Source organism: Lysobacter sp. (assembly GCA_013141175.1).
Lineage (GTDB): Bacteria > Pseudomonadota > Gammaproteobacteria > Xanthomonadales > Xanthomonadaceae > Lysobacter_I.
The window spans coordinates 49,579-64,071 of sequence record JABFRN010000001.1; the positions used below are offsets into that span (position 1 = coordinate 49,579).

The 14,493-nt window shown below is 64.7% G+C and carries 13 protein-coding genes; 7 read left to right on the forward strand and 6 right to left on the reverse strand.

Going from position 1 to position 14,493, the window contains the following annotated elements:
• Window positions 1-108: 108 nt before the first annotated feature.
• The 7 genes from HOP03_00245 to purU all read left to right on the forward strand — a co-directional run bounded on the left by HOP03_00245 (window position 109) and on the right by purU (window position 8,432).
• Window positions 109-1,347, forward strand: a complete 1,239-nt coding sequence (locus tag HOP03_00245) for a J domain-containing protein (GenBank protein ID NOT86592.1) — start codon at window positions 109-111, stop codon at window positions 1,345-1,347.
• A gap of 200 nt (window positions 1,348-1,547) precedes the next feature.
• Window positions 1,548-2,621, forward strand: coding sequence for a glycerophosphodiester phosphodiesterase (locus HOP03_00250; GenBank protein ID NOT86593.1), 1,074 nt, complete (start codon window positions 1,548-1,550; stop codon window positions 2,619-2,621).
• Window positions 2,622-2,715: 94 nt separating this feature from the next.
• Window positions 2,716-3,183, forward strand: a complete 468-nt coding sequence (locus HOP03_00255; GenBank protein NOT86594.1) for a MarR family transcriptional regulator — start codon at window positions 2,716-2,718, stop codon at window positions 3,181-3,183.
• A 2-nt stretch (window positions 3,184-3,185) separates the two neighbouring features.
• On the forward strand, window positions 3,186-4,652 hold the full coding sequence (locus HOP03_00260; protein NOT86595.1) for an efflux transporter outer membrane subunit: 1,467 nt from the start codon (window positions 3,186-3,188) through the stop codon (window positions 4,650-4,652).
• A complete protein-coding gene (locus HOP03_00265; protein ID NOT86596.1) occupies window positions 4,649-5,836 on the forward strand; it encodes an HlyD family efflux transporter periplasmic adaptor subunit in 1,188 nt (395 codons plus the stop codon). The genes HOP03_00260 and HOP03_00265 overlap by 4 nt, the downstream gene beginning before the upstream one ends.
• A 19-nt stretch (window positions 5,837-5,855) precedes the next feature.
• On the forward strand, window positions 5,856-7,436 hold the full coding sequence (locus HOP03_00270) for a DHA2 family efflux MFS transporter permease subunit (protein ID NOT86597.1): 1,581 nt from the start codon (window positions 5,856-5,858) through the stop codon (window positions 7,434-7,436).
• Window positions 7,437-7,571: 135 nt separating this feature from the next.
• Window positions 7,572-8,432: a formyltetrahydrofolate deformylase gene (gene purU, locus HOP03_00275; GenBank protein ID NOT86598.1), complete on the forward strand. Its 861-nt coding sequence runs from the start codon at window positions 7,572-7,574 to the stop codon at window positions 8,430-8,432.
• Between the two features lie 19 nt (window positions 8,433-8,451).
• Here the strand turns inward: purU and HOP03_00280 are convergent, their stop codons facing one another.
• From HOP03_00280 to HOP03_00305, 6 genes are all read right to left on the reverse strand, one after another.
• Window positions 8,452-8,985, reverse strand: a complete 534-nt coding sequence (locus tag HOP03_00280; protein NOT86599.1) for a nuclear transport factor 2 family protein — start codon at window positions 8,983-8,985, stop codon at window positions 8,452-8,454.
• A 385-nt stretch (window positions 8,986-9,370) separates the two neighbouring features.
• Window positions 9,371-10,414, reverse strand: a complete 1,044-nt coding sequence (gene recA / locus HOP03_00285) for a recombinase RecA (GenBank protein NOT86600.1) — start codon at window positions 10,412-10,414, stop codon at window positions 9,371-9,373.
• 178 nt (window positions 10,415-10,592) lie between these two features.
• Window positions 10,593-11,237 (reverse strand): transcriptional repressor LexA, encoded by a 645-nt coding sequence (lexA, locus tag HOP03_00290; GenBank protein ID NOT86601.1) that lies wholly within the window; start codon window positions 11,235-11,237, stop codon window positions 10,593-10,595.
• A gap of 33 nt (window positions 11,238-11,270) precedes the next feature.
• Entirely contained in the window at window positions 11,271-12,320 is a 1,050-nt protein-coding gene (locus HOP03_00295; GenBank protein ID NOT86602.1) for a hypothetical protein, read from the reverse strand.
• Window positions 12,321-12,324: 4 nt separating this feature from the next.
• Window positions 12,325-12,828: a CinA family protein gene (locus HOP03_00300; protein NOT86603.1), complete on the reverse strand. Its 504-nt coding sequence runs from the start codon at window positions 12,826-12,828 to the stop codon at window positions 12,325-12,327.
• Between the two features lie 123 nt (window positions 12,829-12,951).
• The gene (locus tag HOP03_00305) at window positions 12,952-14,409 is read right to left on the reverse strand and encodes a hypothetical protein (protein NOT86604.1); all 1,458 of its coding nucleotides are present in this window, start codon (window positions 14,407-14,409) and stop codon (window positions 12,952-12,954) included.
• Window positions 14,410-14,493 lie beyond the last annotated feature (84 nt).

The window sequence follows — 14,493 nt, forward strand, 5'->3', positions numbered from 1 at the left end:
CCGCAGCGCGGGCCGAATGCCACCGCGCACGCGTCGTCCGGTCGGCTGTGCACCAGCCGACCGGATGCAACTCCGAACCGAACATCCCGCGCAGCGTTTGAAACCACGATGCACAACGACCCGCCGCCCGACCCATTCGGCGCCACCCAGACACCGGCAGCGGACGCGCAGTCGCTGAAACCGACGTCGATCAAAGCGAAGGCTTCGCCGCTGCAGCGCGAATTCGATCGTCTGGTCGGCCGGATCGAAGCGTGCCAGGCGCTGCTGACCGCATGGCGGCAGCAGCCAGCGGCGATCCTCGAGAAATATCACGCGAAGATGGAGCCTGCGCTGCGCGATCTGCGCGATGCGCAGACCACGTTGATCGTGCAACTCGACGCGATGCTGACATCGCCCCCGAAAGGCCTGCGCATGACCGCGCGCAGACGCGATGCATTGACCGACTATCTGCTCGATCTGATCGACAGCGTCATGCCACACAATGCGGACGATACGTTGATCGCGATCCACGACCGCTACAGCGACACACCGATGCAAGCGATTCTGGAAGGCGATGAAGCCGACGAGAAGGCCGAGATCATCGCGATCTTCGAGCAGACCTTCGGCAAAGGCACCATCCAGCAGGCGCCGGACGAAACCCACGATGCCTTCATGGCGCGCGCGCGGGCGCAGCTGTTTGCGGAGCTGGATGCCCAAGAGCGCCGCGAAGACGATGCGCGCCAACGTCGTGCCGAAAAACGCGCCGCGAAACAGGACGCCAAGCGCCGCGCGAAGACACCTGCGGTGAACGCGACGGAGCCCGCCGCCGAACCGCCCAAGCCCGACCTGCTGCGCACGCTGTATCGCAAACTCGCCAGCAACCTCCATCCCGATCGCGAATCCGACGCGGCGGAAAAAGTGCGCAAGACCGAAACGATGCAGGGCATCAACACCGCCTACCAGAACAAGGATCTGCTGGCGCTGCTGAAACTGCACAACCGGACGCTTCAGGACGACACCATCGCCACCGACGCGCTGGCCGAAGACACCCTGCGCGAATACAACGCACTGCTGAAAGCACAACTGGCGACGATCGAGTCCGAGATCTTCCGCACGATCGACGAAGTCACGCCGCCCGGCGTCGCCATGCGGAGCGGCCGGGTCAAGCGCCCCGAACAGCTCGAACGCCTGATGGACAACGACATCCAGCATCTCCGCAGCACGGCGGACAGCATGCTCCGCACCGTACGCGATCTGAACGACCCGAAGCTGCGCACCCATGTGATCAATGATCTGGTGGAGATGAGCGAAGAACGCCACGAGATGGATGAATTCGATGGAATCCTGTCCGGTTTCTTCGATCGATAGCGGTTGCCGCGAGATGAGCGCGGTGGCACGTAGGCTGGCGCTGGACACGGGGCATGATCGGGCCGACATGCGCGCGCGGGGAACTCGGGCGGATGACGACCCGGCCCCGCAACCGTGACGACATTGAAATATCGGGCTGGCATCATCGATGCTCCCACTCCGAGGCTCCCGCTCCGATGCGACGCGCCATGCCGAACCGCCTGCCCGCATACCTGTGCCTGCTGCTGACCATGGCAGGATGTGTTTCCATGCCCATTCCGAAGAAACCCGCACCGATGCCTTCTTCCAAAGCCCTGGTCATCGGCCATCGCGGCGCCAGCGCGCTACGACCCGAGCACACGCTGGCGGCGTATGCGAAGGCGATCGAGGACGGTGCCGATCTGATCGAACCGGATCTGGTCAGCACCCGCGATGGCGTGCTGGTGGCGCGCCACGAGAACGAGATCTCCGGCACGACCGATGTGGCGCAGCATCGCGAGTTCGCATCGCGCAGAACAACGAAGACGATCGACGGCGAGCGCACCACCGGTTGGTTCACCGAAGATTTCACGCTGACGGAGTTGAAGACCCTGCGCGCCCGCGAGCGCTTGCCGGAGCTGCGCTCGACCGCGTTCGATGGACAGTTCGGGATCGCGACGCTGGACGAGATCATCGCGCTCGCTGCTGAAGCGTCGGCGAAGCACGGACGAACGATCGGACTGGTGCCGGAGATCAAGCATCCGAGCCATTTCGCCGCGCTCGGTCTGGCGATGGAAGACAAATTGCTCGCCGCCCTGCGCGCGGATCCGCATACCCGCACCGCGCCGGTGATCATCCAGTCGTTCGAGATCGCCAACCTGCGCGAACTGCGCCGCAAGATCGCTGGCGATCCGAACATTTCGCTGCTGCAACTGCTCGGCAGCGCGGGCGATCAGCCGCACGACACCGTGATCGCAGGCGCCCCGCTCCGCTACGGGGCGATGATGACCACCGACGGCTTGCGCGAAGTCGCGACCTACGCCGATGCGATCGGACCCGCATATCGCGATCTGGACCCTGCGCACGGCCGCAGCCGGCTCGTCGACGACGCGCACGAGGCCGGTCTGCGCGTGATCGCCTACACCTTCCGCCCGGAAAATCATTTTCTCGATGGCGGCTTCCGCAGCGGTGGCGGCCCCGCCGAGCGGCATGAGGCGGGATCGGTCGCACAGATCCGCACCTGCCTCGCGCTGGGGATCGATGCTTTCTTCACCGACGACCCGGCACTGGGCCGGCAGGCGGTCGACGGCCGGTAATCCTTGGCCGGATGGCTGAACGGCAGTATCGAATCTATTGCATATGCAATAGTTGCATTGACAAATATATCCCGGTCAATAAAAAATACCGGGCATGAGCCTTTCCGACCCGCCCCCGCACATTCATTCCCATTCCGGGCCCCAGCTCGGTCTACTGTTCCGGCAACTGCGCGACGCCATGTGGGCGCGCATGGCGGTGGAACTGGCCGGCGCCGGCCATGACCTGACCTTCAGCCAGTACATCACCCTCAAACGTCTCTCCGAGGGGGATGCCAGCGCCAGCGAACTGGCGCGGACGGCGGACCTCAATCCCGGCGCGATCACGCGTCTGCTCGACCGGCTCGAGGAAAAGCGGCTCACGACCCGGATCGTCGATCCGGGCGACCGCCGCGCCCTGCGCGTGGCGCTGACCGAAACCGGCATGCGGATGTGGACGGATATCCACCAGTGCGGGCTTCGCGTACGCGAACGTGCGCTCGAGCACATGGATGCCGAAGAACAGGCCGTGTTGTTCCAACTGCTCGCCCGGATCCGCGAAAACCTCACCCGAGAAGACGATTGACCATGCCCGTCGTGTCCTTGCCATTGCGTTGCGTATCCGCCGCGACCCTGTTGGCTGCGTTCGTGCTGTCCGGCTGCGCCGGTACCCGCGGTTTGCGGCCCGCGCTCACGCCGGACGACGCTGATGCGCTGGCGGTCAGCCATAGCTTCGAGGGCGACACATTGTCCGCCGCAGCGTGGCCGACACAGGATTGGTGGCATGCCTGGGGCGATCCGCAACTCGATGCGCTGATCGCGGAGGCGCTGGCAGGCACCCCCGGCCTCGACGCCGCCGACGCGCGCGTGCGCAAAGCCGAAGCCCAGGCCGGACTGGCCGACGATGCGCGCCAACCGCACCTCGGCGCGAACCTGCAGTATTCCGGCGCCTATCTTCCGGAAACATTGCTCCCGGCCCCCTATGGCGGCGATTACAAAGGGGTCGAACTCGCGACCCTGAACTTCCGCTACGCGCCCGACCTGTGGGGCGGCAAACGTGCGCATTGGCAAGCGGCGGTGGGCAGTCTGCGCGCCGCTGAAGTGGACGCACAGCAAGCCCGCCTGCTGCTGGCGGGCAACATCGCACGCACCTATCTCGATCTTGACCAGGCGCATGAAGCCCATCAGGTGGCGACTGCGGAAACCGCGCGTGCGCAGCGGCTGCTGGCACTCGCGACGCAGCGTGTCCGCGCCGGCATCGACAACCAATCGCAGATGCGCCAGGCGGAAAGCAGCGTCGCCTCCGCCACGCAACAGGGCGAAGCCGCGCAGCAACGTATCGGACTGCTGCGCAACGCCATCGCTGCGCTGCTCGGCCAGGGACCGGATCGCGGCCTGGTGATCGAAGCGCCATCGCTGCTCGCGGTCGAAGCGCCGGCATTGCCGAGCACCCTGCCGAGCGAACTGCTGGGACATCGTCCCGATGTGGTCGCGGCACGGTGGCGGGTGGAAGCCGCCGCGCGGAACATCGATGCCGGCAAGGCCGATTTCTATCCCAGCCTCGATCTGACCGCGATGGCCGGACTCGCAGCGGGGCGCCTGTCCGACCTCTTCACCCGCGATGCCGGCGTTGCGCTGGGCGGGCCGGCGCTGAGTCTGCCGATCTTCGACGGACCCCGTCTGCGCGGACAGCTGGCCGGCAACAACGCCGACTACGACCTCGCCGTCGCCCACTACGACCAGACCCTGGTCGCTGCTGTGCGCGAAGTCGCGGATGCGCTGCAGTCCGCGCGCACGCTGGACAAACAGATCGCCGCAGTCGCGCAGGCGCGCGACGCTGCGCGCAAGGCGTGGTCGCTCGCGGACAGCCGCTACCGTGCCGGTCTCGGCACCCAGCTCGATGTGCTCGCCGCGCAACGCCCTTTGCTGCAGCTCGATCAACTGTCGGTCGCGCTGCAGGCGCAGCGTCGGACCGTCGCCGTCGATCTCGCGGTCGCCATCGGCGGCGGCCTGTCGCCGACCTCTCCCACACTCTCTTCTTCCGGTTCGCCATGACCACCGAAATCAATCCGACACCCGCCGTCTCCGCGTCGATGCCGAAAGCCGGCAAGCGCAAACGCGCGCTCGCGATCCTGGCGGTCGCGATCGCCATCGCCGCGATCGGCGCGACGATCTACTACATGTCGGTCGCGCGCTGGCACGAAGACACCGACGACGCCTACGTGCAGGGCAACATCGTGACGATCACGCCGCAGACCACAGGCACGGTCGTCAGCATCGGCGCCGACGACGGCATGAAAGTCGTGGCCGGCCAGGTGCTGGTGAGGATCGACCCCAACGACGCGCGCGTGGCCTACGAACAGGCGGAGGCCAATCTCGCCACCACCGTGCGTCAGGTGCGCGGGCTGTACAACGCGGTCGACGCCGGCCGGGCCGATCTGGACGCGCGCGCGGTCGCGGTGCGCCAGGCGCAGGCCGATGTCGCACGGCGTAGCGGACTGGTGGCGAACGGCGCGGTTTCGGCCGAGGAACTCGCGCATGCGCGGGCGCAACTCGAAGCCGCCGAGGCCGCACTGGGATCGGCACGTGGACAACTCTCGCGCAACCGTGCGCTGGTCGACCAGACCACGCTGTCGCGACAGCCGCAGGTCGCGGCGGCTGCCGCGCAATTGCGGCAGGCGTATCTCAACCTGCAGCGCGCCGCGATCGTCGCGCCGGTATCGGGTTACGTGGCGAAGCGCAGCGTGCAATTGGGACAACGCGTGCAGCCGGGCACGGTGCTGATGACCGTGATTCCGCTGGAGCAGGTCTGGGTGGACGCGAACTTCAAGGAAACGCAGTTGGCGAACATGCGGCTCGGGCAACCGGTGGAACTCACCGCCGATGTCTACGGCAGCGATGTCCGCTACACCGGCACGCTCGCCAGCATCGGCCTGGGCACAGGCAGCGCCTTCGCGCTGCTGCCCGCGCAGAACGCCAGCGGCAACTGGATCAAGATCGTGCAGCGCATTCCGGTGCGCATCGCGCTGGCGCCGAAGCAGTTGATGGAACATCCGCTGCGGCTGGGCATGAGCATGTCGGTCGATGTGTCGATCCGCGACCAGCACGGCGGTGTGCTGCCCGCCAGTCCGCCGAAGGCGCCGGTGCTCACGACGACCGCGTACGAGCAGCAGTTGTCCGAAGCCGATGCCTTGATCCAGCGCGTCGTCCGCGAGAACCTGCCCGGCCATCGCGGCTGAGCGACGGCGGACCGCGCCCATGTCCATCGAATCCGCCAACCGCGATGGCGCATCCGCCGCTGCGCCGACTCCGGCCGCTGCCGGATTCCGCCCGCCCAACCTTGCCTTGACCACGCTCGGTCTGGCGCTTGCATCGTTCATGCAGGTGTTGGATCTCACCATCGCCAACGTCTCGCTGCCGACGATCTCCGGCAACCTGGGCGGCAGCGCCAATCAGGCCACCTGGGTCATCACCTCGTTCGCAGTGAGCAACGCCATCGCGCTGCCCCTCACCGGCTGGCTGACCCGTCATTTCGGCGAGCGCAAACTCTTCATCTGGGCGACGTTCCTGTTCGTGCTCGCATCGCTGCTGTGCGGTCTCGCCAGCAGCATGGGGCTGCTGGTCGCGGCGCGCGCGCTGCAGGGCTTCGTCGCCGGGCCGATGTATCCGATCACGCAGGCGCTGCTGATCTCGATCTATCCGCCGCAGAAGCGCGGCCAGGCGATCGCGCTGCTGGCGATGGTGACGGTGGTGGCGCCGATCGCCGGACCGATCCTGGGCGGCTGGATCACCGACAACTACAGTTGGGAATGGATTTTCTTCATCAACATCCCCATCGGCCTGTTCGCCAGCTTCGTGGTCGGCCGGCAACTGCGCGGACGACCCGAGCGACTGGAAAAGCCGAAGATGGATTACGTCGGCCTGATCACGCTGATCTTCGGCGTGGGCGCGCTGCAGATACTGCTCGACCTCGGCAACGACGAGGACTGGTTCCGCTCCACCACCATCATCGTGCTGGCGGTGATTTCGGCGATTTCGCTGGCGGTGTTCATGATCTGGGAACTCACCGACGACGACCCCATCGTCGACCTGCGCCTGTTCCGACACCGCAATTTCAGCGCCGGCACCGCGGCGATGGTGGTGGCATACGCCGCATTCTTCAGCGTCGGCATCCTGGTGCCGCTGTGGCTGCAGCGCAATCTCGGCTACACCGCGATCTGGGCCGGCTTCGCCACCGCGCCGATCGGCATCCTCCCGGTCCTGCTGACGCCCTTCGTCGGCAAGTACGCGAACCGTTTCGATCTGCGCTGGCTGGCCACGATCGCCTTCATCGCGATGGCGATGACCAGTTTCGCGCGTTCCGGCTTCAATCTGGATGTCGACTACAGGACGATCGCCATCGTTCAATTGTTCCAGGGCTTCGGTGTGGCGCTGTTCTTCATGCCGGTATTGCAGATCCTGCTCTCCGACCTGCAGCCGCATGAGATCGCGGCGGGTTCGGGCCTGGCCACATTCATGCGTACGCTCGGCGGCAGCTTCGCCGCATCGCTCACCACCTATGCCTGGACAGCACGCGGTGCCGTGCATCACGCGCATATCTCCGAGAACATATCGGCCTACGATCCCGCAACGCTGGACACCGTCTCGCGCATGGGCGACGGTCGACTGCAGGCCGGCGCCGCAGCGCTGGAGCGCATGATCGCGAACCAGGCCGCACAACTCGGTTTCAACGAGATATTCCACCTGCTCGGCATCATCTTCCTGTTGGTGATCGCATTCGTCTGGATCGCCAAACCGCCGTTCTCGGCCAAGATCGGTCCAGCGGCAGCCGGGCATTGATCGGTAACGCCTCGGCGTTTGCGGGCAAGATCCGGCCTCTGTCGTATTCCAACCCGGACTGGTTTCGCGTTCCGCCACGGCACGTTCGCGGGTCGATGCAGTAAAGTCGGCGTACCCCACCCCACGCGAGTGCCCATGGCCCCCGCTCAATACGTTCTGACCTTTTCCTGTCCCGATCGCCCGGGTATCGTCAATGCTGTCTCCGGACTCCTGTTCGGCCACGGCGGCAATATCCTGGAATCGCAGCAGTACGGCGATACCGGAACCGGACGTTTCTTCATGCGCACCGTGTTTTCGTTGGCAGACATGTCGGTGTTCGCGGTGTTGTCGACGGAAATGGTCGCGATCGCCACGCATTTCGGCATGCAGTGGACATTGCGCGACCGGAGCCAGCGCCGGCGCGTGATGCTGCTGGCCTCGAAGTTCGACCATTGCCTTGCGGATGTGCTGTACCGCTGGCGGATCGGCGAACTGCCGATGGAGATCGTGGCGATCGTTTCGAATCATCCGCGCGACACCTACCGGCATCTGGATTTCGGCGATATCCCATTCCACTATCTGCCTGCATCGCGCGACGACAGGACCGCGCATGAAACGCCGTTGCTCGATCTGATCGAACAGACCGGGACCGAACTTGTGGTGCTCGCACGATACATGCAGATCCTGTCGAGCGAGCTGGCGGCCAGGCTCAGTGGCCGCTGCATCAATATCCATCATTCGTTCCTGCCCGGCTTCAAGGGCGCTCGCCCGTACCACCATGCGCATGCGCGCGGCGTGAAGCTGATCGGTGCGACCGCGCATTTCGTCACCGCCGATCTGGACGAAGGGCCGATCATCGAACAGGACACCCAGCGTGTCAGTCATCACGACACCCCGACCGATCTGATCCGCATCGGCCGCGATATCGAGCGCCGCGTGCTGGCGCAGGCACTGCGCTGCTATCTGGACGACCGGATCCTGCTCAACGGCCAGCGCACGGTGGTGTTCTCGGTTTAGCGCTCGCGGCGTCCGCGCCTCATTCCGCCAAACGATGGTCGTAACTGATGACCCGCGCGAGCTTCCACTCGCCGTCGACCTGACGCCACACATCGATGAACTTGCCGTCTTCGGTCAGGCGATCCGGCGAACCCGGTTGCAGCGCAAAGAAGCGGTGCTCGCCCATCTGCATCGCGCCAAAGTTGTTCAACACGTGCACGGTCATGCTGCCTTCGACAAGCTCCCGTCGCGCGCGGAAGTTCTGCCCGGTCTCCTGCCCTTTGCAGTTTTCGCGCATCGCATCAAGGAACCGTGCGCCGGAATCGGCGGTCTGCCCCCATTTGTCGTGGATGAACTCGAAGTCGTCGGCCACCAGCGTGGCGAGCAGATCGAGCTTGCACCCGAATACCGCGTCGAACAATTGACGATCCTTCTCGGCGAGCAATACGACCAGCTCCGGGGACGCGGGTGCCGCACCGGGTGTCAGCCGGATCGTGGCCACCTCATCCGTCGCGAAAATACTGGGCGCGGCAAGCAGCAGCGTAGACAGCATCAACGCGGATGTGCGCGTCATCGTGGGCACCGGAGGAAAGGAGTGCCCGTCACCATAGCAGGACCGTCGAGGCCTGCCGATGTGCCGCAAGGCGGGTGCAGGGACTCTGTACTGTACTGCGCTGCCTGCCAGTGCATGCTGCCTGATGCATGCTGTCCTTCCGTGGAAGAACCGGAAAACCCCATCCTGGGACTTCCCGGCATGCGACCCCACCGGCGAGCGGTGCCGCGAATGCGGATCGGGAGTTGGGGCTCCGACCCGCCGACATGCCGTCCATGACATGTCGTGTTCAAACCTGTGAATACAGGCGCTGTGCGTATGTGCGTATGTGCGTATGTGCGTATGTGCGAAGTGCGTCGGGGGCGGGCCGTCCGCTGACGAGGCCATCCGACCCGCCCCCGCTGCATCAGACTTCTGCGTCATCCTCCGCCACGGTGGCGGCATCGCGCGGCGCATCCGCCGGAACGAACTGGGCGCGCAGCGCAGCCTCAAGTTTTACGGCCATTGCGGGATTCTCCTTCAGATACTGGCGGGCGTTCTCCTTGCCCTGACCGATGCGTTCGCCATCGCAGCTGTACCAGGCGCCCGACTTCTCGACGAGCTTGGCCTCGACACCCATGTCGATGAGTTCGCCCTCGCGGCTGATGCCTTCGCCGTAGAGGATCTCGGTGACGACCTGTTTGAACGGCGGAGCGAGCTTGTTCTTGACCACTTTGATCTTGGTCTGGTTGCCGATGATTTCCTCGCCCTTCTTGATGCTGCCGATGCGGCGGATGTCCAGACGGATCGAGGCGTAGAACTTGAGTGCGTGACCGCCGGTGGTCACTTCGGGACTCTGGCCCGGCATCATCGCGCCGATCTTCATGCGCAGCTGGTTGATGAAGATGACCATGCAGTTGCTGCGCTTGATGTTGCCGGTCAGCTTGCGCAACGCCTGGCTCATCAGGCGCGCCTGCAGGCCCGGAAGCTGGTCGCCCATCTCGCCTTCGATTTCGGCCTTCGGGGTAAGCGCGGCGACCGAGTCGATGACGACGATGTCGACGGCATTGGAACGCACCAGCATGTCGGCGATTTCCAGCGCCTGTTCGCCGGTATCCGGCTGCGAGAGCAACAGTTCGTCGATGTTGACGCCGAGCTTCTGCGCATAGATCGGGTCGAGCGCGTGCTCGGCGTCGATGAATGCGGCGGTGCCGCCGGCCTTCTGGCATTCGGCGATGGTCTGCAGGGTGAGCGTGGTCTTGCCCGAGGATTCCGGACCGTAGATTTCGACGACGCGGCCTTTCGGCAGACCGCCGATGCCCAGTGCGATATCGAGCATCAACGAACCGGTGCCGATGACTTCGACCGCTTCGACCGGGCGGTCGCCCATGCGCATGACCGAACCTTTGCCGAACTGCTTGTCGATCTGGCTCAGGGCTGCGGAAAGCGCGCGCTTTTTGTTCTCGTCCATCGTGGAATCCTCGTCAGTGAATGGGTCAATGTCTGGTGTGGAAGCAGATTAGGGGTGGTCCGTCGCACTGGCTGCGACAGGACACAATGTATTTGCGTGGACCATGACGAAACATCGGGAAACCACTCGACGTACGGTAGGGAAAGTCCGCATACGCCGATTGCTCATCGAATGATGCTCATCGATTCGGCCTCACCAGGCCGCAGTACAGGCCCTCGATCGCGAAATCCTGATCGGGCTGCACTTCGATCGGTGCGTAGCTGGGATTCCGCGGCAGCAGGCGGATGCGGTCCTTGCCGATCTTCAGCAATTTGATGGTGATCTCGTCATCGATGCGCGCGACCACGATCTGGCCGGAACGCGCTTCGCTGGTGCGATAGACGCCGACCAGATCGCCTTCAAAGATGCCTTCGTCGATCATCGAGTCGCCCTGCACTTTCAGCAGGTAGTTCGGTGCCGGCGAGAACAGCGCGCGGTCGAGAAGGATGTAGTCGTCGGAGCGCAGGTCCGCACCGATTGGGAGGCCGGCCGCGACCCGCCCCAGCAGCGGCAGGCGCAGGACGTCGTCCGGCAGCGCGGACATCGGGGGGAGGTCGAGGGCGTCGTTCGCGGCCTCGTGCACCAGCCGGATGCCCCTCGCCTGCCCCGGCACGCGGCGGATGCAGCCGGCCTGCTCGAGCGCTTCGATGTGGTACTGGGCGGCGCGGACACCCTTGAAGCCCATGGCGTGGGCGATCTCGGTCTGCGAGGGCGGCACGCCGTCGGCGGCGATGCGCTCGGAGATGAGGGCGAGGATGGCTTGTTGGGTTTCGGTCAGATCCATGGTTAGTAGTAATACTACTAACGACCTGTTCCGTCAACGGGCCGCCGTATCCGGCTTGAGCCCTCCGACACCATGCTTGGCCAGCAACCGGCCGAGGCAGAGCAGTGACAGTGCGCTCACCGGCAGGCCCAACGACAGCCATACCCACTCAGCCTGCAGTTGCTTCAAGCTCGAAAACACCTGGACCCCCAATGGCATCTGCGCGCCCGCTTGCCGTGCCCAATCGTCGTACTGCGGGGCGGCGTATATGAAATACATGCTGTGGGCAAGTATGGGTATCACGAAAGGCAGAACAAGCAGGCCAGTCATCAGGGCATAGCCAAGATAGGCGCGCAGAAACCGTGCATTGGAGATCCTTGCAAGGCCCGAACGGACTTCCTCGCGTCGGCCACAAGCCAGCCAATTCACCACCGCAATGACCTGGGCAAGGACGTCAACGACACTTCCGAGCGATTCGATACCCACCGTTACCGGCCACGATCTGTCATCCGCGAGCTCGTCGGTGACGAACCCGGTCAACACGGGCAGCACCACGATGAGCAACAGGGCCACGATCACCTGTCTCCAGCCCGGCCACTTCAAATGCCACCAGTGCTGCAGCCGTGGCTGGTGGAGCGTTGCCGGGTTGAATGCTGCGAAAGGCGTCAGTGCGATCAGTGGAAAAATCACTGCGGCGATGATCATCGTCATGACCCACGTTTCGAGGCGTGGAGTCAGTAACAGCCCAACCATGACCAATACAGCCGGCAGCAGAAACATCAACAGGTTCAATGATCTCGACGATAGCGCCCAATGTAATGCCGCCCTCGCCGCCCTCTCGCGATCCAGCCAATGCAGCAGTTTCAACGGTAGCCACAGCAGCAGAAACGCTGCCACCGCAAACACCACCGCGACCAGCCACGGCGGTTGCCCGGTAAACCAGCGCAACACTTCGTAAGCGCCGCCGCTGCCTTTCATGCTGATCAGGCCCGGCAACGGGCGGGTTATCTCGAGCACGCCGAACACCCACAGTACGCACCAGGCCGAGAAGGTCAGCGCGTAACAGGGAATGCGCACATCGGGTCGCGTCCAGAACCCACGCATCGGATCAAGAAGTCCCGATCAATGTCTCCAATCCGCGCAGCGCAGCGCCGACCGTCTGCCGGCGCACGGCTTCACGATCACCATCGAAATGGAACAGTTGGGCGTGGGCGTAGCCGCCGCGGCGCTTCCAGCCGATCCACACCGTACCGACGGGTTTGTCGGGCGCACCACCGCCGGGGCCGGCGATGCCGGTGACCGCGACCGCGATGCTGGCGCCTGCATGCACCAGCGCACCGGACACCATTTCGATCACGGTTTCGCGGCTGACCGCACCGTGCACCTCGAGGGTTTCCGGACGCACGCCGAGCATCGCCTGCTTGGCTTCGTAGCTGTAGGCGACCATGCCGCAGTCGAACCAGTCGGACGAGCCGGCGATATCGGTGACGGTCTTGGCGATCCAGCCGCCGGTGCAGCTTTCGGCGGTGACGAGGGTGTGGCGCGAGGCGCGGAAACGGGCGCCCAGACTTTCGGCGTGTTCGCGAAGTTCGGCGTCGGTGGGAAACGTCATGCGGGCGCGGTCCGAGACGGCGCATGCGGAGCGCCCTGTCCGGCATGATAACGGCCAGCGGCGCCGCAAAAGCAATGGCCCGCGCATGCGGGCCATTGCCGTCACTGTGACCGGTGGAAGCGACTATTTCTTCTCCACCGCTGGCGCTGCGGATGCCGGCACCGCACCGGTGTCCTGGACCACGCAGTTGCCGTTGCTGTCCGCGCCGAACAGGCTCGGGCAGATATGGCTCACATCCAGCGGATCGGTCTGCGAGAACCCATGGCAACCGAAGCAGTTCGGCGCCCAGGACGTGTCGCCCTGCTGGAAGGTTTCCATGCTCATGTTGGTCAGCTCCAGCGAACCGCGCTGCAGACTGGTCGCATCGCCGGGCACGATCTTGTCGCCGGACTGTTCGTGCACGGTGTACGCCACCGGCGGATTGCCGGAGTCCGCGCCGCCCTTGGTCCAGATCGCGCCGATCAGGGTGTAGTGCTTCCAGACCGCCATCGGATCGGTGTCGGGAAGCACGGTCAGCATGCCCTGCGGACCGACCAGCTGATCGTTGAGCTGCTGGATGGCCAGCAGATTGGCGGCATTGTCGTTGCCGTTGATCGACGTGCCCGGCTGGTTGCCATTGGCGAACTGGCGGCAGATGTTGTTCGGCGCATTGGTCGCTGGCGGCGTGCCCTGGAAGGGGTCGGGCGTATCGAAGTTGAACTGCGCGCAAGCGGTGTTGGGCGGCCCGGAGGTCGGCTGCGGGTGCGCGGTGAGACATTGCGCTGCGTCGCTGCTGGCGAAGGCCCAGCCATTGGCCGGGGCGGCGCTGGTGCCATCGCACAGCGGAGCATTGTCCTTGTGCTCGAACGTGGCCCAGATCATCTCCGGATGCTTCGACGTCCAGTTGGCGATATGGAAACCCACCACGCCCAGCGTTACCGGCGTGGTGCTGCCGGGCAGCGTGGCTTGCATCGTGTAGTAGGTGGGATCGGGCTTCGGCAGGATCATCCACGAGACCTTGATTTCGAAGGTGCCTTCGGTGAAGCCTTTCTGGGTGGCCTGGCACTCGGCGCGCGAATACCAGATGTTGTAGCGCAGGATGTTGCCGTTCCGGTCGTACAGCGCGTTGCCGTCGGCCTGCGCGTCCTCGAAGTCCTGTGGTTTGTCGGCACGCATCGCGAGCATCTTCGCGGCGCTGGCGCGGCCGAGCATTTCGGGCAGCGAGCATTGCCCGCCTGAAACGTTGGGATTGTGCAGGCGGTTGGTCTCGAACACGCGTTCGCCGGCCATGGTCGGCGACGGGGATACTTCGGCGAGAAACCACTGCCACGAGAACTGGTAGAAATCGCAGAAGGATTCCGTGGCCGCGACCTCCAGCGGTGGATTCGGATTGCTGATCCAGCTGCCATTGGCCTGGCAGACGGAGGCATCGGCTTTCGGCGGTGCGACGGCCAGTTCGGGCTTCGCCGCAGGCTCTTCCGGTTTGGCGCCGCAGCCCGACAAGGCGAAGCCCAGCATGATCGTGGCGGCAAGCGCATGAGGGGCATGACGACTGCGGATGTCTCGGGTGGTACTGGACTGATTGAACAAACGTCTGGACATCGAACATTCTCCTTGGCTACGAGCCGTGTCTTCGGAACCCCGGCTGCCCGGAATTCCGTGCTTTTCGAGCGCAAGGCGGATCGC